The sequence below is a fragment of the Streptomyces flavalbus genome, assembly GCF_042674625.1.
Lineage (GTDB): Bacteria > Actinomycetota > Actinomycetes > Streptomycetales > Streptomycetaceae > Streptomyces > Streptomyces flavalbus.
Map to the genome: position 1 here is coordinate 2,641,274 of NZ_JBHTEB010000001.1, position 20,306 is coordinate 2,661,579.

Here is a 20,306-nt window from a genome sequence, read left to right on the forward strand (position 1 = left end):
AACGTGTTTCTCGGCCTGGCGGACTTACTTCTCGACGTAGCGCAGCGACCGCAGCCCGCGCTCCAGGTGCCAGTGCAGATACGCGGACACCAGCCCACTGCCCTCCCGGACGTAGCGCGCCTCGCAGGCGTCCGCCGTCTCCCAGTCGCCCGTGAGGAGCGCGCCGAGCAGTTCGAGCGTGCCCGGGGAGGGTACGACACTGCCGGGCACCCGGCAGTCCCCGCAGACCGTGCCGCCCGACGCCACCGAGAAGAACCGGTTCGGGCCGGGCATCCCGCACCTCGCGCAGTCCGTGAAGCTGGGCGCGTAGCCGTTCACGGCGAGGGAGCGCAGCAGGAAGGCGTCGAGGACGAGGTGCGGGGCGTGCTCCCCGCGCGCGAGCGTGCGCAGCGCGCCGACGAGGAGCAGGTACTGCTGGACGGCGGGCTCACCCTCGTGGTCGGTGAACCGCTCCGCCGTCTCCAGCATGGCCGTCCCGGCGGTGTACCGCGCGTAGTCGGTGACGATGCCGCCGCCGTACGGCGCGATGGTCTCGCTCTGGGTGCACAGCGGCAGCCCGCGTCCGACCAGCTCGCTCCCCCGCGCGAAGAACTGCACGTCGACGTGGGAGAAGGGTTCGAGCCGCGCCCCGAACTTCGACTTGGTGCGCCGCACCCCGCGCGCCACGGCGCGTACCCGGCCGTGACCGCGGGTGAGCAGCGTGATGATCCGGTCCGCCTCACCCAGCTTCTGGGTGCGCAGCACGATGCCGTCGTCGCGGAACAGACTCATGGGCCCATTCTCGCGTACGGCTGGAGCGGCCGGGCACGGCCCGCGTAACAGGCGGGCAACGGCTCAGCGGGCGCGGGCGGCGGGCTGGTCGGGCTGGCGTATGGCGTCCCAGGGGGCGAGGTTCCAGGGGCTGGACCGGTTCGCCGGGTCGAGCAGCGCCCGCAGGTGCGCGTCCGCCACCGCCTGCGGCGCGGGGAAGTCCGCGTCGGGTGTGCCGCGCAGTCCGTCCCGCCAGACCTGCCGCCCCAGCAGGTAGTGGTCGGCGTACTCCCGCCAGGAGCCGTACGTCCCCGCCACCGCGGGCACGATGTTCTTCAGCGCGGTCCAGGCGTCGCCCTCGGCGATCATCCCGCAGGCGAAACCACGCCGGGTGATGTCGACGTACAGCGCGGCGTCCCAGGCGAGCGGCGCGACGCCGGTGAGCCGGTGGGCCCGGGCCCGGTAGCCGGTGCGGGCGAGGTCGTCCAGGCGGTCGACCAGTTCCGCGCGCGTGGTGATCTCCCACTGGTCGGCCAGCCAGGACCGGGCGCGGTCGTCGTCGACGCGGGTGAACGGGTACAGCGTCGTCCCCGATGCCGTGCGGTCCCGGCTCACCGGCGCGCTCAGCGACACCATCCAGAGCTGGTGCGCGGTCAGCGGGACGGGGTAGCGCCGGGTGACCTTGGCCCCGCGCCCCCTGCTCTTACCTCTCCACTTCCAGAAGCCCATGCGCCCGCACCCTAACGTCAGGGTGTCAAGGCACCTCACCCCGGCTGCGGGCGTTGGCGTACGCGGTCGCCGCGCTGAGCCGCTCGGCGGGCGTGGCCTGCCGTACGGCCTCGGGCTCGGCGTCCCACTCCTTGCCGCCGCCGTAGGGTCTGAGCTGCACGTACGGGCCTTCGTGCCCCATGACGATGCCGAGTCTTCCGGTACGGGTGTCGATCACATACGCCCCCAGCGGTACCTGCATTGGTTCCCCGTCCTCTTTCCTGCCGGTGCCGTCATTGCCTCCCCGCCCCCTTCGGATTTCACCCATTTCCTCGTCCAGGTGGCCTGGTACACCTACACTCGGCAGGAGACTGTGCGTGACGGGGGAGCGCGCCGCAGGCGGGGCTGACCCTGATCTCTCGGGTGGGGTAATCCCCAGGTGAGATAGGGGTGTTGCCCGGATGTGACGCGGTGTCACCGTCCGCGAGGCTGCTGGGTATGAAGCAGATCGCGAAGAGCACCGCCTTACTCGCCGTAGCCGCGGGCCTCGTCGCCCTCGTGGCGCCGGTCACCGCGTCCGCCGCCGCCCCCGGTGGCCCGTCCGACACCCTGAAGTGGAGCAGGTGCGAGGGTGCCGGGCTCGACCCACGGCAGGAGTGCGCGAGCGTCTCCGTGCCCCTGGACTACGCCCGGCCCGGCGGGCCGCGCATCGAGGTCGCCGTCTCCCGCATCCGCAGCGAGAGGCCCGAGGCCCGGCGCGGGGTGCTGCTGCTGATCCCGGGCGGGCCGGGCGGCACCAGCATGGACGACCCGTCGGGCAAGGGGCAGCGGCTGCCGCAGGAGGTGCGGGACGCCTACGACCTCGTCGGGTTCGCGCCCCGCGGCAACGCGCCGTCCACGCCGGTCGACTGCGGGCTCGACCCCGCCGACCTGGCGGCCTCCCGGCTGCGGCCCTGGCCCGCCCCCGACGGGAGCGTCACGGGCAACCTGGAGACGGCCCGCCGCATGTCCGACGCCTGCGCGCGGAACGGCGGTGAGCTGATCCGGCACATCAGCACCCGCAACGAGGCCCGCGACATCGACCGCGTCCGGATCGCGCTCGGCGAGCGCAAGCTGTCCGCGTGGGGGGTGTCGTACGGCTCGTACGTCGGCGCCGTGTACGGCGAGATGTTCCCGCGGCGCACCGACCGCGTCGTCCTGGACAGCAACCCCTACCCCGACCCCGTGGGCGTGCAGCGCAGTTGGCTCGCCGCCTTCGCCACCGGCGTCGAGGACGTGTTCCCCGACTTCGCCCGCTGGGCCGCGGCGCCCGGCAACCCCGACCGGGTCGCCCGGTCCGCTGACCAGGTGCGTCCGCTGGTCCTGCGGCTGGCCGAGCGGCTGGACCGGGAGCCGCTCCCCTGGCCCGGACACAACCCGCCCGTCCTCGACGGCAACGAACTACGGCAGGTGATGCTGAACAGCCTGTACGAACCAGCCGGTTACCCGGAGCTGGCCCGGACCATCCGCGCCGCCCAGCGGGGCACCGCCCCCGCCGCGCCACCCGCGCCGCCCGAGGAGCTGCTCCAGAACGTCACCGCGGCCGGTGCCGGGACCATCTGCAACGACGCCGCCTGGCCGCGTACGGCCGCCGACTACCAGGCCGACGTCACCGCGAGCCGGGCCGCCCACCCGCTCACCGCGGGGATGCCGCACAACGCGATGGTGTGCGCGGCCTGGCCGTACCCGCCGAAGGAGCCGCCGACGCGGATCACGGACCGGGGGCCGTCCAACGTGCTGCTCATACAGAACGCCCGTGACGTCGCCACCCCGCTCAGCGGCGCCCTGAAGCTGCGCGCGGCGCTCGGCCAGCGGGCCGTCATGGTCACCATGGACTCCACCGGCCACGACGCCTACCTCGGCAACGGCAACGCCTGCGGCGACCGCGCGGTCTCCCGCTTCCTGGCCACCGGTGAGCGGCCCGCCGCCGACCTCTACTGCCGCTGAGCGAACCGCCGCACGTACGACCGCTGCCACGGCGTCTCCACCGCCCTGCGGTGGTAGTGGGCGCGGACGTAGCCCACGGCGTCCGCCGCGGGCACGCCGTCCAGGACCGCCAGACAGGCCAGCGCCGTACCCGTGCGGCCCCGGCCGCCGTGGCAGGCGACCTCGACCCGCTCCCGCACCGCCCGCTCCCACACCTCGGTCAGTTCGGCGCGGGCGGTGGCGGGGTCGGCGGGGAGCCAGAAGTCACGCCAGCGCAGCCAGCGGGCCTCCCAGGGCATGGCGGGCGGCGGGTCCCCGAGGAGGTAGAGGCCGTACGAGGGCGGCGGTGCCGCGGGGGGCAGGGGGTGCCGCAGGCCCCTGCCCCTGATCAGCCGCCCGGACGGGAGTCTCAGTACGCCCGTGTCCCGCTCGTCCCATACCTCGCCCACCTGACCGCCTCCTCAGCGTCTCGGGGCCAGCCTCCCAGCAGCCGCCGGGTGCCGGGCAACCGAATCGACCGAACAGGTGGTCTGGTGGGCGAGGAGGGTGCTTGATGCAAGCCGAACTAGAGGATCGGTTCCAGGAGTTCGTCAGGGCCAGATGGACCCATCTGGTGCGTACCGCCTATCTGCTCACCGGGGACGCGCACCACGCGGAGGACCTGACGCAGACGGCGCTGGCGAAGGCGTACCGCTCCTGGCGGCGGGTCTCCCGCGCCGACCATCCGGAGGCGTACGTCCGCCGGATGCTCGTCACCTGCAACCGGGACCGCTTCCGCAAGCGGCGGGTCACCGAGGCCCTGACCGCGGCGCCACCGGAGCGGGCCGGGCGGGACGAGTCGGTGGCCCGGGTCGACGAGCGCGGCGCCCTGCTCGCCGCGCTGGCCCAGTTGCCCAAGCGGCAGCGGGCCGTGGTCGTCCTGCGCTACTGGGAGGACCTGTCCGAGGCGGAGGTCGCCGACACGCTCGGCTGCTCGCCGGGGACCGTCAAGAGCCAGGCGTCCAAGGGCCTGGCGAAGCTGCGTACGTATCCGGGGCTGGCCCGGGCCATGGACGGGCCCGCGCACGGCGTGACGCGCGAGGGAGAGGAGAGCCGGGCATGAACGACCACGGGTTCGAGGAGCGGGTGCGGGAGCTGCTCGCCGAGGACGCCCACATGATCAGTCCCTCCGCCGCGCCCTACCCGGACATCCGGCGCCGGGGCGTGGCCTGGCGGCGGCGCCGGGTCGCGGCGACCGGGGCGGCCCTGGTCACGTTGGCCGCGGTGCCGGTGGGGGCGTACGCCCTCGGCGGGTCGGGCGGTTCCGGCGGGGGCGCCGGTCCGGCGGCCTCCGCCAGCGCCGCCGTGTCGGCCACGCCGACGCCGACCCCGACGCCGACCACCACGGCGGCGGCCCCGCGCGGGGTGCTGCTGGACGGGATCACGTACGCGCAGGCCCTGGAGGACCTGGAGTACTGCGTCGAGTTCGAGTGGCCCCAGGGCCCGAACGACGACTACGGCGACCCCGCCGACTACCGCCTGCTGCTCGCCATGCGCAGCACCGGCGACTCCAACACCCCCGGCGACGGCCGCTTCGTCGTCGCCGTGGACGACACGGCGACGACGCGGCTGATCTGCAACGTCAAGGACGGTGACGACGGGCCCGGGCGCAACTTCGGCGGCGGTGACGTGGCCGGTCCGGACGCCGGTCCCGTCGTGCCGGACATCAACGCGCAGAAGCTCTACGCGCAGTCCTTCCTCGACAAGGGCAACTGGACGCTCCCCTTCCGCTGGGCGGACATCGGCACCGTCGAGGACTCCGTGAAGCGGGTGACCGTCGAGTACGGCGGGGAGACCAGCGAGGCCGTCCTCGACGACGGCTGGTTCGTGGCCACCGGTGAGCTGGACCGGCAGGTCACGGAGGCACCCCGGGTGAAGGGGTACGACGCGGGCGGCGAGCTGGTCTACGACTCCGACGAGGACCCCACCTACGACGCCCTCCTCCCCTAGGGGAACCACGTGTGGCACGGGAGGGACGCCCCCAAGCGCCCCTCCCGTGCCACGCGCGCCGTCCTTGACCACCCCCACGGGCCCTCCTATGGTCGCGCTGACTGCCCGACATATCCGGGAATGCCCCGTGGAGGAACCGTGCGCCACGCGCCCCCCGCCCGCCGGTCGCTCCTCAGGGGCGGCGTGGGCGCGCTCGGTCTCGGTGCGCTGACGGCGGCCTGCCGTGTGGGGCCCGCGTCCACCACCAGCTTCGGCGGCAGCGGCGGCGCCGACCGCACCCTGACCGCCGTGATCGGCTACGGCAACGACGGCACCTGGGACCCGACGCAGACGGCGTCCGCGTTCTGCATGGCGGGCAACAACCACATCTACGAGGGTCTCCTCGACACCGACCCGATCTCCCGTGAGCCGTACGCCGCGCTCGCCACCGCGCTCCCGGCCGACCCGCGCGCCACGACCTGGCGTTTCACGCTCCGCGAGGGGGCCACCTTCCACGACGGCGCCCCCGTCACCGCCGACGACGTCGTCTTCGTCTACGACCGCATCCTCGACCCGGACACCCACACCCTCGCCAAGAGCTTCTTCGCGACCTGGCTGAAGGACGTGCGCGAGGTCGACGCGCGGACCGTGGAGCTGGTGCTCAAGTTCCCGTTCCCGGAGGGCCTGGCGCGGCTGACGCTGGCGAAGGTCATGCCGAAGCACGTGTTCGGCCAGCCGGGCGGCTGGGACAAGGCGATCACCGGGCTCGCGGTGGGCTCGGGGCCGTACCGGATGACGGCGCACCACCCGAAGTCCAACACCACGTTCGAGGCGTTCGAGGCGTACAACGGGCCCCGGCCGCCCGCCTTCAGGAAGATGAACTGGCTGACCATCGTGGACGCCGCGCCCCGGGTCGCCACCGTCTCCGGCGGCGGGGGCGCGGGCGCGCAGGTCGCCGACAACATCCCGTACGCCAACATCGGGCAGTTGGAGAGCGCGGGGATGACGGTGGCGGGCGGGGCCGGGATGAACAACCTGTTCCTGATGTTCAACACCGCCCACCGGCCGTTCGACGACGTGCGGGTGCGGCAGGCGCTGCGGTACGCCATCGACACCGAGCAGTTGGTGGAGGTGGCGCTGCGGGGGCACGGCACGCCCGCCTCGTCCTTCCTCGACGAGGCCAACCCGTCCTACCGGCGGGCCCGCACCGTCTACGACCACGATCCCGACCGGGCCCGCGCGCTGCTGCGGGCGGCCGGGGTGAGCGGGCTGCGGGTGGACCTGCTCGCGGTGAACGTGAGCTGGATCGTGGACTGCCTGCCGACGATCAAGGAGTCCTGGGACGCGGTCGGGGTGCGCACCACGCTCTCCCCGCAGGAGACCACCGCCGTCTTCACCAAGCTGGACCAGAAGCGGGACTACCAGGTCGTCGCCGCCGCCTCCAACCCCAACCAGTTCGGCCTCGACGCCGACCTGATCATGCACTACAACTACGGCCCCGAGAACCTGTGGATGGGGTACACGCGGTGGGCGGACGACCCCGTGGCCCGGCGGCTGTTCCGGGACATGGAGCGGGCGACGCGCGAGGCGGACCCGGCGCGCAAGCGCACGATGATCCAGGACTACATCGACGTCGTCGCCGAGCAGGCGGTGCTCTACCCGGTCGTCCACAACGAGCTGATGACGGCGTGGGACCCGCGCGCGCTGACCGGGCTGCGCGCCCAGCCGTACCCCGGGATCAACCTCCTCCAGGCCGCGTGGGCCTGACCAACGCCTGTCCCAACGCCTGACCACCGCCTGACCACCGCAGAGGGAGCACCGCGTGGCCGTCGTCGCCAGGATCCTGTTGCGCCGGATCGCCCTGCTCGTACCGCTGCTGCTGGGCATCGTGCTGTTCGTGTTCGTGGTGATGCGGTTCTCCGACGCCGACCCGGCGTCCGCGTTCTTCCAGGGCGCCAACCCGACCCCGCAGCAACTGCACGACTTCCGCGAGGAGCACGGGCTGCTCGACCCGTTCCCGGTGCGGTACGCGCACTTCGTGGGCGACCTGCTCCACGGCGACCTGGGGATCAGCGCGCTGACCCGGGCGCCGGTGGCCGACCAGATCCTCACCGCGCTGCCGCTCACCCTCCAACTGACGTTCCTCGGGCTCGGCATCGCGGTCGTGCTGTCGCTGCTGCTGGGGGTGACGGCGGCGATCTACCGGGACCGGCTGCCGGACCAGTTGGTGCGGGTGGTGTCGCTGACCGGCGTCGCCGCGCCCGGGTTCTGGCTGGCGCTGCTGATGATCCAGTACCTGGCGGTGGACGCGGGCTGGTTCCCGACCGGCGGCTACATCAACCCGGCCGACTCCGTCACCGGCTGGCTGTGGACGATGACGCTGCCCGCGCTGGCGCTGTCGCTGCCGGTGGCGGCGCAGCTCACACGGATCGTGCGGACGTCCGTGGTGGAGGAGCTGGACAGGGACTACGTGCGCACCGCGATCGGCAGCGGGCTGCCGCCGCACGTGGTCGTCGGGCGGAACGTGCTGCGCAACGCGCTGATCAACCCGCTGACGGTGCTCGGGCTGCGGGTCGGCTACCTGCTCGGCGGCGCGGTCGTCATCGAGACGATCTTCTCGCTGCCCGGCATGGGCAAGCTGATGATCGACGCCGTGAAGAACGGCGACCCGGCCGTCGTGCAGGGCGTGGTGCTGACCACCGCCACCGGGTTCGTCGTCGTCAACCTCGTGATCGACATCCTGTATCTGCTGGTCAACCCCCGACTGAGGGAGGCGGCGTGACCCTTCGCCGCAAGACGCTCGCGCAGGTCCTCGCCCGGCCCGGCGTCCGGCTGCGCGGCTGGCGGCGGCTGCCGACGCTGTCGAAGGCGGCCGTCTGCTTCCTGGCCGTGGTGGTGCTGGTCGCCGTCCTCGCGCCACTGCTGGCACCGTACGACCCGCTGGCGCAGCAGCCGCCGGTGGACGGCACCGGGCACCCGTCCGCCGCGCACTGGATGGGGCAGGACAGCCTCGGCCGGGACATCCTCAGCCGACTGATGTACGGGGCGAGGTGGTCGCTGGCGATCGGGCTCGGGGCGACCTCGCTGGCGCTGGTCGCGGGGGCGCTGGTCGGGGCGGTCGCGGCGACCTCGCGCAAGGCGGTCGACGAGACGTTGATGCGCTGCCTGGACGTCGTGATGGCGTTCCCCGGGATCGCTCTCGCGGCCGTCCTCGTCGCCGTGTTCGGCGGTGGCATCACCGTGCTGATCTGCGCGATCGCGTTCCTGTTCACACCGCCCGTCGCGCGGGTGGTGCGGGCGAACATCCTCGACCAGTACGGGGAGGACTACGTCACCGCCGAGCGGGTCATCGGCGCCCGCACCCCGCACATCGTCCTGCGGCACGTCGCCGTGAACTGCGCGGCGCCGGTACTGGTGTTCTGCACGGTGCAGGTGGCGGAGGCGATCGTGTTCGAGGCGTCGCTGTCGTTCATCGGGGCGGGGGTGCGGCCCCCGGACCCGTCGTGGGGCAGCGTCATCGCGGACGGCAAGAACATGGTGCTCACCGGGGGCTGGTGGGCGACCGTGTTCCCGGGGCTGCTGATGCTGTTCACCGTGCTGGCGCTGAACGTGCTGTCCGAGGGCGTCTCGGACGCCTGGGCGGCCCCCGCGGCCCGGGAGGTGGCGACGGCCAAGGGCGAGGACCGGGCCGAGGCCGGGGGCGGGGAGGTCGTGGCGCTGCCGGGGCTCGGGGCGACGGCGGCGCGGCTGCGCGCCCGTGCCCGGCCGCTGCCCACCGGGGCGCCGGTGCTCGCGGTGGAGGACCTCGCCATCGGCTTCGACGACCGGCACGGGGGCGTCGACATCGTCGACGGCATCAGCCTTGAGGTGCGGCCAGGGGAGGTGCTGGGGCTGGTCGGGGAGTCCGGGTGCGGGAAGTCGCTGACCGCGCTGACGGTGATGGGGCTCCAGCCGAAGGGGGCGCGGGTGCGGGGCCGGGTGCGGTTCCGGGAACGCGATCTGCTGACCGAGCCGCCGCGCGCGCGGCGGGCGCTCCTCGGGCACGAGATGGCGATGGTGTACCAGGACGCCCTGTCGTCGCTGAACCCGGCGATGACGATCCGGGCGCAGCTCAGGCAGGTCGTCCGGCGCGGCGGCCACCGCACGCCCGCCGAGCTGCTCGCCCTGGTCGGCCTGGACCCGGAGCGGACCCTGCGCTCCTACCCGCACGAACTGTCCGGCGGGCAGCGGCAGCGGGTGCTGATCGCGCTGGCGCTGTCCCGGGACCCGAAGCTGATCGTCGCCGACGAGCCGACCACCGCCCTGGACGTGACCGTGCAGGCGCAGGTGATGGCGCTGCTGCTGCGGCTGCGCGCCGAGCTGGGGTTCGCGCTGGTCCTGGTCAGCCATGACCTGGCGCTGGTGTCGGACGTCACCGACCGGGTGGTGGTGATGTACGGCGGGCAGATCGTGGAGAGCGGGGTGACCGCCGACCTGGTGGCGGCCCCGGCGCACCACTACACGCGCGGCCTGCTCGGCAGCGTGCTGTCGCTGGAGGGCGGCGCGGAGCGGATGACGCAGATCCGGGGTGTCGTACCGTCCCCGGCCGACTTCCCGGCGGGCTGCCGCTTCGCGGACCGCTGCCCCCGGGCGACCGAGGTGTGCCGGACCACCGCGCCCGACCTGCTGGGCGGCGCCACGCACCGGGCCGCCTGCCACCATCCCGCCGTCGATCTGACCGTGGGCGCCGACCCGGACGACGCGGGCGAGGCCGAGAGCGAGGTCGTCTCATGACCGATCTGGTGCGCACCCTGCACTCCATGCCACCGCTGATGGAGCTGACCGACGCGCACGTCGTGCACCGCGCCCGCAGCGGCGGGGTGTTCGGCCGGGACCGGGTGTACGCCCTGACCGGCGCCGACCTCACCCTCTCCCCCGGCGAGACGGTCGGCGTGGTGGGCGAGTCCGGGTGCGGCAAGTCGACGCTGGCGAAGGTGCTGGTCGGCGTGGAGCGGCCGACGTGGGGGACGGTGTCGTACCGGGGGCGCGACCTGTGGGCGATGCCGCCCGCCGAGCGGCGCCGGACCGTCGGCGCGGGCACCGGGATGGTCTTCCAGGACCCGTCGACGGCCCTGAACCGGCGGCTGCCGGTACGGCGCATCCTGCGCGACCCGCTGGACGTGCACCGGCGCGGCAGCGCGCCGCAGCGGGAGGAGCGGGTGCGGGAGCTGATGGCGCTGGTCGGGCTGCCCCCGGCGCTCGCGGACGCGCTGCCGGGGCAGCTCTCCGGGGGGCAGCGGCAGCGCGTCGCGATCGCCCGCGCGCTGGCCCTGGACCCGGACCTGGTGGTCGCGGACGAGCCGACCAGCGCGCTGGACGTGTCGGTGCGGGCGCAGATCCTGAACCTGCTGCTCGACCTGAAGGAGCGGCTGGGTCTCGCGCTGGTGTTCGTGTCGCACGACATCCAGACCGTGCGGCGGATGAGCGACCGGGTGATCACCATGTACCTGGGCCGGATCGTCGAGGAGGCCCCGGCCGACCGGGTCGGCGACCGGGCCTGCCACCCGTACACCCGGGCCCTGTTCTCCGCCACGCCCGGCCTGCTCGAACCGCTCGACCCGATCCCGCTGACCGGTCCGGTGCCGTCGGCGGTGCGTCCGCCGAGCGGCTGCCCGTTCCGCACCCGGTGCTGGCGGGCGACGGAGGTGTGCGCCGAGTCGATGCCGCCGTTCACCGAAGCGTCCGGCCCCGGGCACCGCTACCGTTGCCACCATCCGGTGCCGGAGGACCAGCCGACCCGTGAGCTGGTCGCCCAGGCCGCACCCCCGACGGAGCCCGTATGACCTTCCCCGCGCCGCTGACCGGTGTCGTCCCTCCCGTGTGCACGCCCCTGACGCCGGACGGTGAGGTGGACGTGGCGTCGCTGCACGCGCTCATCGACCATCTGGTGGGCGGCGGGGTGCACGGGCTGTTCGTGCTCGGGTCGACGTCCGAGACGGCGTACCTGACGGACCGGCAGCGGGCGCTGGTGGTGACGGAGACCGTGCGGCAGGTGGGCGGGCGGCTGCCGGTGCTGGCCGGGGCGATCGACCTGACCACGCCGCGCGTCCTGGACCAGGTCGCCCGGGTGACGGCGGCGGGCGCGGACGCGGTGGTGGTGACGGCGCCGTTCTACACCCGCACCCACCCGGCCGAGATCGCCCGCCACTTCCGCCTGGTGGCCGCCGCCAGCCCGGTCCCGGTCATCGCCTACGACATCCCGGCCGCCGTGCACTCGAAGCTGCCGTCGGAGCTGGTGCTCGAACTGGCGGCGGAGGGGGTGCTGGCGGGGCTGAAGGACTCCAGCGGCGACCAGGCCGGGTTCCGCCGGGTGGTGACCGGCGCCCGCACACACCCCGCGCTCACCGGTTTCTCGGTGCTGACCGGCTCCGAGGCGCTCGTCGACGCGGCGCTCGCGATGGGCGCCGACGGGGCGGTGCCCGGCCTCGCCAACGTCGACCCGCACGGCTACGTCCGCCTGTACCGGCTGCACCGGGCGGGCGACGCGGACCTGGCCCGCGCCGAACAGGAGCGGCTGTGCGCCCTGCTCGGCCTGGTCGGCGTCGGTGACGGCACCCGGATGGGCGGGAGTTCGGCGGCGCTGGGCGCCTTCAAGGCGGCCCTGCACCTGCGGGGCGTCATCGCCTCCCCGACGACGGCCGAACCGCAGGTGCCCCTGTCCGCGGACGAGGTGGCCCAGGTGGGCAAGTACCTGGCGGCGGCCGGGCTGCTCTAGGGCTCGTTGACGTCGGCCAGGCCGCTCAGGGCGAGTCTGCGGAACTCGATCGTCTCGTACGAGCCCGACTCCCCCGTCTCGTAGAGCACCCCCACGGTCACCGGGTCGACCTCCACCAGGTCGGAGTAGGCGGCGCGCAGTTCGGAGAGGGTGAGCGCGCGGGTGAAGGTGGTGCCGCCGTCGGTGCTGCGCCACACCGCCATCGACCGGCGCGCGGTCGGCACCGACGGCGCGGACAGCAGCAGCGGCGCGCCCGGCATACTCAACTGGAGGGCGCTGGCCTGCACCACCGGCACCGCGCCCAGCGTCGGCTGGGTGGCGTAGGGCCGGTCGAGGGTCTGGGCGCCGTCGCTCGAGTGGGTGTCGAGGCGGTTGCCGGGTTCGGTGCCGTGCTGGTCGCGGGCGGAGAAGTACACCCTGCCGTCGGGGAGTTCGGCGGCGGTGGACTCGTTGGCGTTGTGGGCCCCGTCGTAGGTGTCGTCGACGAAGCCGAGGTGCCAGGTGTGGCCGCTGTCGTCGCTGTAGAGGGCGTGGGCGCCGTAGTAGCGGAACTCCTGGCCGGTGTCGGAGGACCCGGCGGGCGGGGCGGTGGAGTGGTTGGCGGGGACGACGAGGCGGCCCGCGTGCGGGCCCCGGGCCAGGGCGACGGCGTGCCCGGGTCCGGTGGCGTACCAGCGCCAGTGGGCCGGTTTGACGGTGGCGGTGATCTCCTTCGGCGCGGTGAAGGAGCGGCCGTCGTCGGAGGAGCGCTGCACGAACACCCGGCGGCTCTCGGAGGGCGTGGCCTCGCCGCGCATGATCTGCGCCTCGGTGACGTCGCCGCTGTTGTACGAGGTGACCAGCACGACGGCGCCGGTGCGCGGGTCGACGACGGGCGCCGGGTTGCCGCGGGTGTCGCCGTTCCCGGCGGCGACCACGGCCAGCGGCTCCCAGGTGCAGCCGCCGTCGGTGGAGCGGCGGACGACGACGTCGATGTCACCGCTGTCGGCGGCGCCGTCCCTGCGGCCCTCGGCGAAGGCGAGGACGGTGCCCTGTCGGGTCGTGACGGCGGCGGGGATGCGGTAGGTGTCGTAGCCGCCGCGGCCCGAGGTGTACGGCACCGAGGAGGCGCAGCCGGGGGCGGCGGCGTGGGCGGGGGTGGGGGTCGCGAGCGGGGTGAGGAGTACGGCGGTGGTGAGGAGGGTGCGGCTCAGCAGTGTCATCCCTGTCCCTGACGGCTCGTCGGACGGTGTTGATCACATGCTCCCCGGAGTGACCAGCCCCGACTCGTAGGCCACGATCACCAACTGGGCCCGGTCCCGCGCGCCGAGCTTGCCCATGATCCGGCTGACGTGGGTCTTCGCGGTGAGCGGGCTCAGCCCCAGGGACTCCGCTATCTCGGTGTTGTTCAGGCCCCGCGCGACCAGCGTGAGCACCTCGCGCTCCCGCTCGGAGAGGCGGTCGGGGCCGCCCGAGACGGGCATCGAGGGGCTGCGCAGAAACCGCTCGATCAGCCGTGCGGTGGGCCCCGGCGACAGCAGCGCCTCCCCGGCGGCGACGGTGCGGATCGCGTCGAGGAGTTCGGCCGGACGGGTGTCCTTCACCAGGAACCCGGAGGCTCCGGCGCGCAGCGCCTCCACGATGTTGTCGTCCGTGTCGTACGTCGTCAGGACGAGCACCTTCACGCCCGCGAGGTCCTCGTCGGCGGCGATCAGCCGGGTGGCCTCGATGCCGTCGAGGTCGGGCATCCGCAGGTCCATCACGACCAGGTCGGCGCGCTCGCTGCGGGCGAGGCGCACCGCCTCCCGGCCGGTCCCGGCCTGGCCGACGACGGCCATGTCCCGGGCCGACTCCACGAGCATCGTGAACGCCGCCCGCACCAGCGTCTGGTCGTCGGCGAGCAGTACGCGGATCATCCCTGTCCCTCCCCTTCGCCGCCGAGCGGCAGTACGGCGGTCACCTCGAAGCCCCGCGCCGCGCCCGGCCCGGCGTCCAGCGTGCCGCCGACGCTGCGGGCGCGTTCCCTCATGCCGATCAGGCCGAACCCCGGGGACGCGCTGCCCTGACCCCTGCCGTCGTCGGTGACCGTGACGCGCAGGGCGCCCGTCTCCTCGTACACCCGCACCCGGACGGTGAGGTCGTCGCGCCCGCCGTGCCGGACCGCGTTGGTCAGCGCCTCCTGCACGATCCGGTAGGCGGCGGCGCCGACCGCGGGCGGCACGTCGTCGGCGCGCACGGACAGTTCCACCTCGGCGCCCGCGGCGCGCGCGGTGTCCGCGAGGTCGGCCAGCCCCTTCAGGTCGGGCAGCGGGCCGCGCACGTCGGGCGTGTTGTGCTCGCGCAGCACCTCCAGGGTGGTGCGCAGCTCCCCGCGTGCGGTGCGGCAGGTCTCGGCGATGTCGTCGAGGGCGCGGGCGACGGCGGCGCGGTCCAGGCGCTCGGGGTCGGCGGCCAGGACGTGCGCGGCGACGGAGGTCTGCACGCCGATCAGGGTGATGCTGTGGGCGAGCAGGTCGTGCAGGTCGCGGGCGACCCGCAGCCGCTCCTCCGCGACCCGGCGCCTGGCCTCCTCCTCGCGGGTGCGTTCGGCGCGTTCGGCGCGCTCCACGATCGCGGCGACGTACTGCCGGTAGTGGCGCACGGCGATGCCGCCCAGCAGCACCGAGATCACCCAGCCGGAGATCCGCAGCAGTTCGATGGCCTGCTTGGACTCGCCGAAGGTCGACATCACGGTGAAGACGAAGGCGAGGACGGTCACCCCGGTGATCAGGGTGCGCAGCGGGCGGCCGGTGACGGCGACGGTGTAGAGGGCGACGTACGCGGCGGGCGTCGGGGCGGCGTGGTTGTAGTCGAGGCCGTGGTACGGGCCGACGAGGCACACCTCCGCGGCGAGCACCAGCAGCGGTCGGCGGCGCCGCCACACCAGCGGCACCTGCGCGGCCATGAGCAGCACCCAGCCGACGGTGCTTGGGCGGCGGCCCTCGTCGGTGAACAGGGCGACGCAGACGGCGATGACGGCGCTGGCGACGGCGAGCAGGACGTCGTTGCGCAGGCCGTGCGGGGCGGTGCGCGGGTCGCGGTTGACGACGGCCATGATCCGCTCGCCGACGCCGGGCCGGGGAGCCGCCGGGCCGGGCCTCGGGGCCGCTGTGGTGGTTGCCTGCACGGGTTCATCTTCCGGGAGGAGGGCGCCCCTCCGGTGCGGAGGGGCGCCCTCGGGGACGTACGTCACACCGGCTCGGGCTGCCGCTGCGGGGTGACCGGCTCGGGTTCCCTCGACAGCCGTCCCGGCCACCACACCCGGCGCCGCAGCAGCACGCTGGCGGTGGTCACCAGGTAGGTCCGCACCAGGAAGGTGTCCAGCAGGACGCCCACCGCGATGACGAAGCCGAGTTCGACCAGCGCGACCAGGGGCAGCGTGGTGAGCACGGCGAAGGTGGCGGCGAGGACGACGCCCGCGGAGGCGATGACGCCGCCGGTGGTGCGCAGCGCGGTGAGCGCGGCGGCCTGCGGTTCGGTGCCCGCGAGGGACTCCTCGCGCATCCGGTGCATCAGGAAGATGCCGTAGTCGACGCCCAGGGCGACGAGGAAGACGAAGGAGAGCAGTCCGAGGCCGGTGTCGGTGCCCTGGAAGTCGAACAGCGGGCCGAAGACGAGGCCGCCGATGCCGAGGGCGGCGCCCCACACCGCGACGACCGCGGTGAGCAGCAGCAGCGGCGCGACGAGGCTGCGCAGCAGGCCGACGAGGATCACGAAGACGGCGGCCAGCACCAGCGGCACGATCACCCTGCGGTCCCGGGCCTGGCTGTCGGCGAGGTCGATCTGCTGGGCGCTGGGCCCGCCGACGTAGGCGCCGTCGGCGTCGTCGAGGGCGGTGCGCAGGGCCTCGATGGTGCGGGTCTCGGCGGCGGACTCGGGGGCGGCGCTGGCGTACACGGTGATCTCGGTCCAGCCCGCGCCGCTGCGTCCGGCCGCCGCCTCGGCGACCCCGTCGGTGGCGCGTACGTCGTCCAGGACGGCGTCGGCCCGGTCGGCGGGGGCGATCACGGTGATGGGCTGGCTGCCGCGCTCGGGGTAGGCGGCGGCGAGGGTCTGGCCCGCGGTGATGGACTCGGGCCGGTCGGTGAAGGAGTCCTCCTGCTTCAGGCCGCCGGGCTGGTTGAGGACGCCCAGCGCGAGCGCGCCGAGCAGGACCGCGCCCCCGGCGAGGACGACGCCGGGACGGCGGGTGGCGGAGGTGCCCATCGCCGCGAACAGGGAGCGGCGGGCCTTGGCGGTGCTGCCGAAGGCGGGCACCAGCGGCCAGAACACGCGCCGTCCGAGCAGTACCAGCACGGCGGGCAGCAGTGTCGTCATCGCGACCAGCGCGGCGAGCACGCCGACCGTGCCGACCGGGCCCATGCCGCTGCTGCTGTTGAGGTCGGCGGCGAGCAGGCACAGCAGTCCGGCGGCGACGGTGCCGGAGGAGGCGAGGATCGCCGGTCCGCAGCCGCGCAGGGCGGCGCGCATGGCGTCGTAGGGGCGTTCGTGGCGGCGTAGCTCCTCGCGGTAGCGGGAGATGAGCAGCAGGGCGTAGTCGGTGCCCGCGCCGAGGACGAGGACGGTCATCACGCCGCCGCTCTGGCCGGTGATGGTGACGTCGAAGAGTTCGTGCATCCCGTAGGCGGCGGCCATCGCCATGGACGCGGCGACGCCCGCGACGGCGAGCGGCACCAGCCACAGGAAGGGGCTGCGGTAGATCAGGATCAGCAGCACGGTGACGACGCCGAGGGTGGCCAGCAGCAGGGTGCCGTCGATGGTCTCGAACACCTTGCTCATGTCGGTCTGGAGGGCGCCGGGGCCGCCGACCTCGACGGTGAGCCCGCCCCCGCCGTCGGTGATCTCGCGCACGCCGTCCACGAAGGCGTTGCGGGCCTCCTCGTCCTGGCCCGGCTGGGTGCTGGAGACCGGGTACATGAGGGTGGCGCCGTCGGCGGACGGGATCGCCTGGGGCGCGGCCGTCAGCTCGTAGGCGTCGCCCACCTCGGTGAGCTGCCGGGCGGCGGTCTCCCGGTCGGCGTCGGTGAGGCCGCCGTCGCGGTGGTACACGAGCACTAGGTCGGTGGACTCGCCGCCGGGCAGCCTGTCCTCGACGCGGGCGACCTGGGTGGAGTCGGCGCTGTCCGGGAGGTAGTCGACGGCGCGGTTCTGCTGCACGTCGCTGAACTTGCCCGCGAGCGGCCCGGCGAGCACGAGCAGGGCCAGCCACAGCCCGACCACCGCCCACGGCACCAGGCGCCGCCGCCGGGCGCTCTCTGTCGTCGCTGTCTTGGGTCCCCCCATCGGGTGGGTCTCCCTCCGCTCGGTGTCTGGATCGACACCAGACTCCCGGCACACGGCGGCCGACACGTCGGACGCGGGGGCGACTTCCCGGGTACGGCGAGGGGTGACAGGCGGGGCGGCTTACTCCCCGGGGAGTACGGGGCGGCCTACGGCCGAGGCGCTACGACGGCGTCCCCGCCGCCGTCAGCAGCCGCTCCACGTCCGCCGTGCTCAGGGTGAGGGCGGCGCCGACGGTGGCGAGGACCTCGCGTTCGGCGGCGGTGTAGGGGCCGTCGGCGAGGGCGATGCGGGCGCCCTGGAGGAGGATCGACTCGCGTCCGGGGGGCGCGAGGTGCGGGGCGAGCGGGTCGAGGGCCTCGTGCAGCTCTATGGCGAGTCCGGGACCGCAGGGCTCCCCGAAGATCCGCCCGGTGTCCGCGGCGAGCGCCTCGACGAGGGCGTTGAGCTGCTCCTCCGTGCAGTCCTGGAACCCGGCGGCGCGCACGGCGCCCGCGGCGGCGGACAGGGAGGTGTGGGTGCGGGTGTTCCCGGCGGCGAGCACGGCGAGGGCGACGGTGTGCACGGCGTCCCGGAGCATCGCGGAGAAGCGGATGGTGGTGGGGTGGTCGAGGACGTCGGTGCCGAAGTGGCGGCGGCAGGCGGCGCACTCCACGACCGGTCCGGCCTCGCCGCGCGGCAGCACGGGCAGGCCCAGCAGGGTGAAGCGCCGGTGCCCGGTCAGCCGCTGGTAGTTGCGGTCGCCGCCGCAGCCGGGGCAGAAGAACTGCCCGTCGCCGACCGGCGTCCACGCGGTGCGGGTGCCCAGGACGCGCGCGAAACGGAACGCACGGCCATTCTGTCCCCGTTCAGGCAGCACGTCGCAGCACCTCCGTAACCCCGCGGCAACATCGCCGCGCTGGCGTGATGTTAGCCACATCAGCGACGCGCAGTCAGCCCCCGGACGAGACCTCTCCGTGACCTGCACGGTCGCATGGCCGGTATACGACGGGGTCCCGCCCCCCGGTCGACGGTGGACGGGACCCCGAAACCCCCGGTCAGAGGGGTTCAGCGAGCCGCTCGGTTGACGGCGGAGACGACCGCCTTCAGCGAGGCACGTGTCGTGTTCGCGTCGATGCCGATGCCCCACAGGACCTTGTCGTCGATCGCGCACTCGATGTACGAGGCGGCCTGCGCGGAGGCGCCCTCGCTCATCGTGTGCTCCTGGTAGTCCAGGAGCCGGGCGTCGACGCCGATGCCCTGCAGGGCGTGGAAGAACGCGGAGATCGGACCGTTGCCGGTGCCGACCAGGGTGACCTCGGCGCCGTCGACCTCGGCCTCGACGGTGAGGGTGTCCACGCCGTCCTTGTCGGTGGTGGACTGGCCGTTCCTGAGCTGGATCCGGCCCCAGGGGTTGCCGGGGTTGGGCAGGTACTCGTCCTGGAAGACCGCCCAGATGTCCTTCGGCGTGACCTCGCCGCCCTCGGCGTCCGTCTTCGCCTGGATGATCTTGGAGAACTCGATCTGCATCCGGCGGGGCAGGTCCAGCTTGTGGTCGTTCTTCAGGACGTACGCGACGCCGCCCTTGCCGGACTGCGAGTTCACGCGGATGACGGCCTCGTAGGACCGGCCCACGTCCTTCGGGTCGATGGGCAGGTACGGCACCGCCCACTCGATGTCGTCGACCGTGACGCCCTTGGCCTTCGCGTCGGCCTCCATCGCGTCGAAGCCCTTCTTGATGGCGTCCTGGTGGGAGCCGGAGAAGGACGTGTAGACCAGGTCGCCCACGTACGGGTGGCGCGGGTGGACCTCCATCTGGTTGCAGTACTCCCACGTACGACGGATCTCGTCGATGTCGGAGAAGTCGATCTGCGGGTCCACGCCCTGCGAGAACAGGTTCATGCCCAGCGTGACCAGGTCGACGTTGCCGGTGCGCTCGCCCTGCCCGAACAGGCAGCCCTCGACCCGGTCGGCCCCGGCCATCAGCGCCAGCTCGGCCGCCGCCACCGCCGTACCGCGGTCGTTGTGCGGGTGGATCGACAGGCACACGAACTCACGGCGGGACAGGTTGCGGCCCATCCACTCGAACCGGTCGGCGTGCGTGGACGGCGTGGAGCGCTCCACCGTCGCGGGCAGGTTCAGGATGATCTCGCGGTCCGGGCCGGGCTGCCAGACGTCCATGACGCCCTCGCAGACCTCCAGCGCGAAGTCCAGCTCGGTGTCGGTGAAGATCTCCGGGCTGTACTGGTAGCCGAAGTGCGTCTCCTCGCCCAGCAGCTTCTCCGCGTACTCCATCACCAGGCGGGTGCCGTCCACGGCGATCTGCTTGATGTCGTCCTTCGAGCCGCGGAAGACGACCCGGCGGAACACCGGCGCGGTCGCGTTGTACAGGTGCACCGTGGCCCGGTGCGCGCCGCGCAGGGACTCCACGGTCCGCTCGATCAGGTCCTCGCGGGCCTGGGTCAGCACGGAGATCGTCACGTCCTCCGGGATCGCCCCCGGCTCCTCGATGATCGACCGTACGAAGTCGAAGTCGGTCTGCCCGGAGGCCGGGAACCCGACCTCGATCTCCTTGTAGCCCATCTTGACCAGCAGGTCGAACATGGCCCGCTTGCGCACCGGGGACATCGGGTCGATCAGGGCCTGGTTGCCGTCGCGCAGGTCGGTGGAGAGCCAGCGGGGGGCGACGGTGACGCGCTGCTCCGGCCAGGTGCGGTCGGGGATGTCGACCTGCTCGTACCGGCCGTACTTGTGGATCGGCATGGGGCTGGGCTGCTGGCGGTTGGCCATGTCTGCGGGGCTCCTCAGGGTGTCCGGAAGGACGGCCGACGACGCAACGCCAAGCTCCGCGGGGAGGGGGTCGGCCTCGACTACAGGCCCTCGC

18 protein-coding genes are annotated in these 20,306 nt (G+C 73.6%); 8 read left to right on the forward strand and 10 right to left on the reverse strand.

The window, feature by feature from the left end:
* Positions 1 to 24: 24 nt before the first annotated feature.
* From recO to ACFQZ6_RS11785, 3 genes are all read right to left on the reverse strand, one after another.
* Positions 25 to 771: a DNA repair protein RecO gene (gene recO / locus ACFQZ6_RS11775; protein WP_381607417.1), complete on the reverse strand. Its 747-nt coding sequence runs from the start codon at positions 769 to 771 to the stop codon at positions 25 to 27.
* Positions 772 to 834: 63 nt separating this feature from the next.
* Positions 835 to 1,479, reverse strand: a complete 645-nt coding sequence (locus ACFQZ6_RS11780; protein ID WP_381607419.1) for a DUF1266 domain-containing protein — start codon at positions 1,477 to 1,479, stop codon at positions 835 to 837.
* 25 nt (positions 1,480 to 1,504) lie between these two features.
* On the reverse strand, positions 1,505 to 1,720 hold the full coding sequence (locus ACFQZ6_RS11785; RefSeq protein ID WP_381607421.1) for a hypothetical protein: 216 nt from the start codon (positions 1,718 to 1,720) through the stop codon (positions 1,505 to 1,507).
* A gap of 236 nt (positions 1,721 to 1,956) precedes the next feature.
* On the opposite strand from ACFQZ6_RS11785, the gene ACFQZ6_RS11790 reads away from it, so the two are divergent.
* A complete protein-coding gene (locus ACFQZ6_RS11790; RefSeq protein WP_381607423.1) occupies positions 1,957 to 3,444 on the forward strand; it encodes an alpha/beta hydrolase in 1,488 nt (495 codons plus the stop codon).
* Here the strand turns inward: ACFQZ6_RS11790 and ACFQZ6_RS11795 are convergent.
* Positions 3,432 to 3,872: a protein-tyrosine phosphatase family protein gene (locus ACFQZ6_RS11795; RefSeq protein WP_381607425.1), complete on the reverse strand. Its 441-nt coding sequence runs from the start codon at positions 3,870 to 3,872 to the stop codon at positions 3,432 to 3,434. The genes ACFQZ6_RS11790 and ACFQZ6_RS11795 overlap by 13 nt on opposite strands.
* A 104-nt stretch (positions 3,873 to 3,976) precedes the next feature.
* Here ACFQZ6_RS11795 and ACFQZ6_RS11800 point away from each other — a divergent pair, with 104 nt between their 5' ends.
* The 7 genes from ACFQZ6_RS11800 (at position 3,977) to ACFQZ6_RS11830 (ending at position 12,145) form a co-directional block, all read left to right on the forward strand.
* Positions 3,977 to 4,525: a SigE family RNA polymerase sigma factor gene (locus ACFQZ6_RS11800; protein WP_381607427.1), complete on the forward strand. Its 549-nt coding sequence runs from the start codon at positions 3,977 to 3,979 to the stop codon at positions 4,523 to 4,525.
* The gene (locus ACFQZ6_RS11805; RefSeq protein ID WP_381607428.1) at positions 4,522 to 5,412 is read left to right on the forward strand and encodes a hypothetical protein; all 891 of its coding nucleotides are present in this window, start codon (positions 4,522 to 4,524) and stop codon (positions 5,410 to 5,412) included. The genes ACFQZ6_RS11800 and ACFQZ6_RS11805 overlap by 4 nt, the downstream gene beginning before the upstream one ends.
* Positions 5,413 to 5,550: 138 nt before the next feature.
* A complete protein-coding gene (locus tag ACFQZ6_RS11810) occupies positions 5,551 to 7,158 on the forward strand; it encodes an ABC transporter substrate-binding protein (protein WP_381607430.1) in 1,608 nt (535 codons plus the stop codon).
* 55 nt (positions 7,159 to 7,213) lie between these two features.
* On the forward strand, positions 7,214 to 8,173 hold the full coding sequence (locus ACFQZ6_RS11815; protein WP_381607432.1) for an ABC transporter permease: 960 nt from the start codon (positions 7,214 to 7,216) through the stop codon (positions 8,171 to 8,173).
* On the forward strand, positions 8,170 to 10,164 hold the full coding sequence (locus ACFQZ6_RS11820) for a dipeptide/oligopeptide/nickel ABC transporter permease/ATP-binding protein (RefSeq protein ID WP_381607434.1): 1,995 nt from the start codon (positions 8,170 to 8,172) through the stop codon (positions 10,162 to 10,164). Before ACFQZ6_RS11815 ends, ACFQZ6_RS11820 begins: the two co-directional genes overlap by 4 nt.
* A complete protein-coding gene (locus ACFQZ6_RS11825) occupies positions 10,161 to 11,213 on the forward strand; it encodes an oligopeptide/dipeptide ABC transporter ATP-binding protein (RefSeq protein ID WP_381607436.1) in 1,053 nt (350 codons plus the stop codon). The genes ACFQZ6_RS11820 and ACFQZ6_RS11825 overlap by 4 nt, the downstream gene beginning before the upstream one ends.
* Entirely contained in the window at positions 11,210 to 12,145 is a 936-nt protein-coding gene (locus ACFQZ6_RS11830; protein ID WP_381607438.1) for a dihydrodipicolinate synthase family protein, read from the forward strand. The genes ACFQZ6_RS11825 and ACFQZ6_RS11830 overlap by 4 nt, the downstream gene beginning before the upstream one ends.
* On the opposite strand, the gene ACFQZ6_RS11835 is transcribed toward ACFQZ6_RS11830, so the two are convergent.
* From ACFQZ6_RS11835 to leuA, 6 genes are all read right to left on the reverse strand, one after another.
* The gene (locus tag ACFQZ6_RS11835; protein ID WP_381607440.1) at positions 12,142 to 13,347 is read right to left on the reverse strand and encodes a sialidase family protein; all 1,206 of its coding nucleotides are present in this window, start codon (positions 13,345 to 13,347) and stop codon (positions 12,142 to 12,144) included. The genes ACFQZ6_RS11830 and ACFQZ6_RS11835 overlap by 4 nt on opposite strands.
* 33 nt (positions 13,348 to 13,380) lie before the next feature.
* The gene (locus ACFQZ6_RS11840) at positions 13,381 to 14,040 is read right to left on the reverse strand and encodes a response regulator (RefSeq protein WP_381607442.1); all 660 of its coding nucleotides are present in this window, start codon (positions 14,038 to 14,040) and stop codon (positions 13,381 to 13,383) included.
* A complete protein-coding gene (locus tag ACFQZ6_RS11845; RefSeq protein ID WP_381607444.1) occupies positions 14,037 to 15,290 on the reverse strand; it encodes a histidine kinase in 1,254 nt (417 codons plus the stop codon). The genes ACFQZ6_RS11840 and ACFQZ6_RS11845 overlap by 4 nt, the downstream gene beginning before the upstream one ends.
* A gap of 62 nt (positions 15,291 to 15,352) precedes the next feature.
* Positions 15,353 to 17,446: an MMPL family transporter gene (locus ACFQZ6_RS11850; RefSeq protein ID WP_381607447.1), complete on the reverse strand. Its 2,094-nt coding sequence runs from the start codon at positions 17,444 to 17,446 to the stop codon at positions 15,353 to 15,355.
* A 160-nt stretch (positions 17,447 to 17,606) separates the two neighbouring features.
* Positions 17,607 to 18,302, reverse strand: a complete 696-nt coding sequence (locus ACFQZ6_RS11855) for a TerB family tellurite resistance protein (protein WP_381607449.1) — start codon at positions 18,300 to 18,302, stop codon at positions 17,607 to 17,609.
* A gap of 188 nt (positions 18,303 to 18,490) precedes the next feature.
* Positions 18,491 to 20,212: a 2-isopropylmalate synthase gene (gene leuA / locus ACFQZ6_RS11860; protein WP_381607451.1), complete on the reverse strand. Its 1,722-nt coding sequence runs from the start codon at positions 20,210 to 20,212 to the stop codon at positions 18,491 to 18,493.
* Between the last annotated feature and the right edge of the window lie 94 nt (positions 20,213 to 20,306).

What these genes read in the sequence shown, in the direction of transcription:
- ACFQZ6_RS11830 (WP_381607438.1), top strand. Translation starts at nt 11,210, where the DNA reads ATGACCTTCCCCGCGCCGCTGACCGGTGTCGTCCCTCCCGTGTGCACG.
- ACFQZ6_RS11790 (WP_381607423.1), top strand. Translation starts at nt 1,957, where the DNA reads ATGAAGCAGATCGCGAAGAGCACCGCCTTACTCGCCGTAGCCGCGGGC.
- ACFQZ6_RS11805 (WP_381607428.1), top strand. Translation starts at nt 4,522, where the DNA reads ATGAACGACCACGGGTTCGAGGAGCGGGTGCGGGAGCTGCTCGCCGAG.
- ACFQZ6_RS11800 (WP_381607427.1), top strand. Translation starts at nt 3,977, where the DNA reads ATGCAAGCCGAACTAGAGGATCGGTTCCAGGAGTTCGTCAGGGCCAGA.
- ACFQZ6_RS11850 (WP_381607447.1), bottom strand. Translation starts at nt 17,446, where the DNA reads ATGGGGGGACCCAAGACAGCGACGACAGAGAGCGCCCGGCGGCGGCGC.
- ACFQZ6_RS11840 (WP_381607442.1), bottom strand. Translation starts at nt 14,040, where the DNA reads ATGATCCGCGTACTGCTCGCCGACGACCAGACGCTGGTGCGGGCGGCG.
- recO (WP_381607417.1), bottom strand. Translation starts at nt 771, where the DNA reads ATGAGTCTGTTCCGCGACGACGGCATCGTGCTGCGCACCCAGAAGCTG.
- leuA (WP_381607451.1), bottom strand. Translation starts at nt 20,212, where the DNA reads ATGGCCAACCGCCAGCAGCCCAGCCCCATGCCGATCCACAAGTACGGC.
- ACFQZ6_RS11780 (WP_381607419.1), bottom strand. Translation starts at nt 1,479, where the DNA reads ATGGGCTTCTGGAAGTGGAGAGGTAAGAGCAGGGGGCGCGGGGCCAAG.
- ACFQZ6_RS11825 (WP_381607436.1), top strand. Translation starts at nt 10,161, where the DNA reads ATGACCGATCTGGTGCGCACCCTGCACTCCATGCCACCGCTGATGGAG.
- ACFQZ6_RS11785 (WP_381607421.1), bottom strand. Translation starts at nt 1,720, where the DNA reads ATGCAGGTACCGCTGGGGGCGTATGTGATCGACACCCGTACCGGAAGA.
- ACFQZ6_RS11835 (WP_381607440.1), bottom strand. Translation starts at nt 13,347, where the DNA reads ATGACACTGCTGAGCCGCACCCTCCTCACCACCGCCGTACTCCTCACC.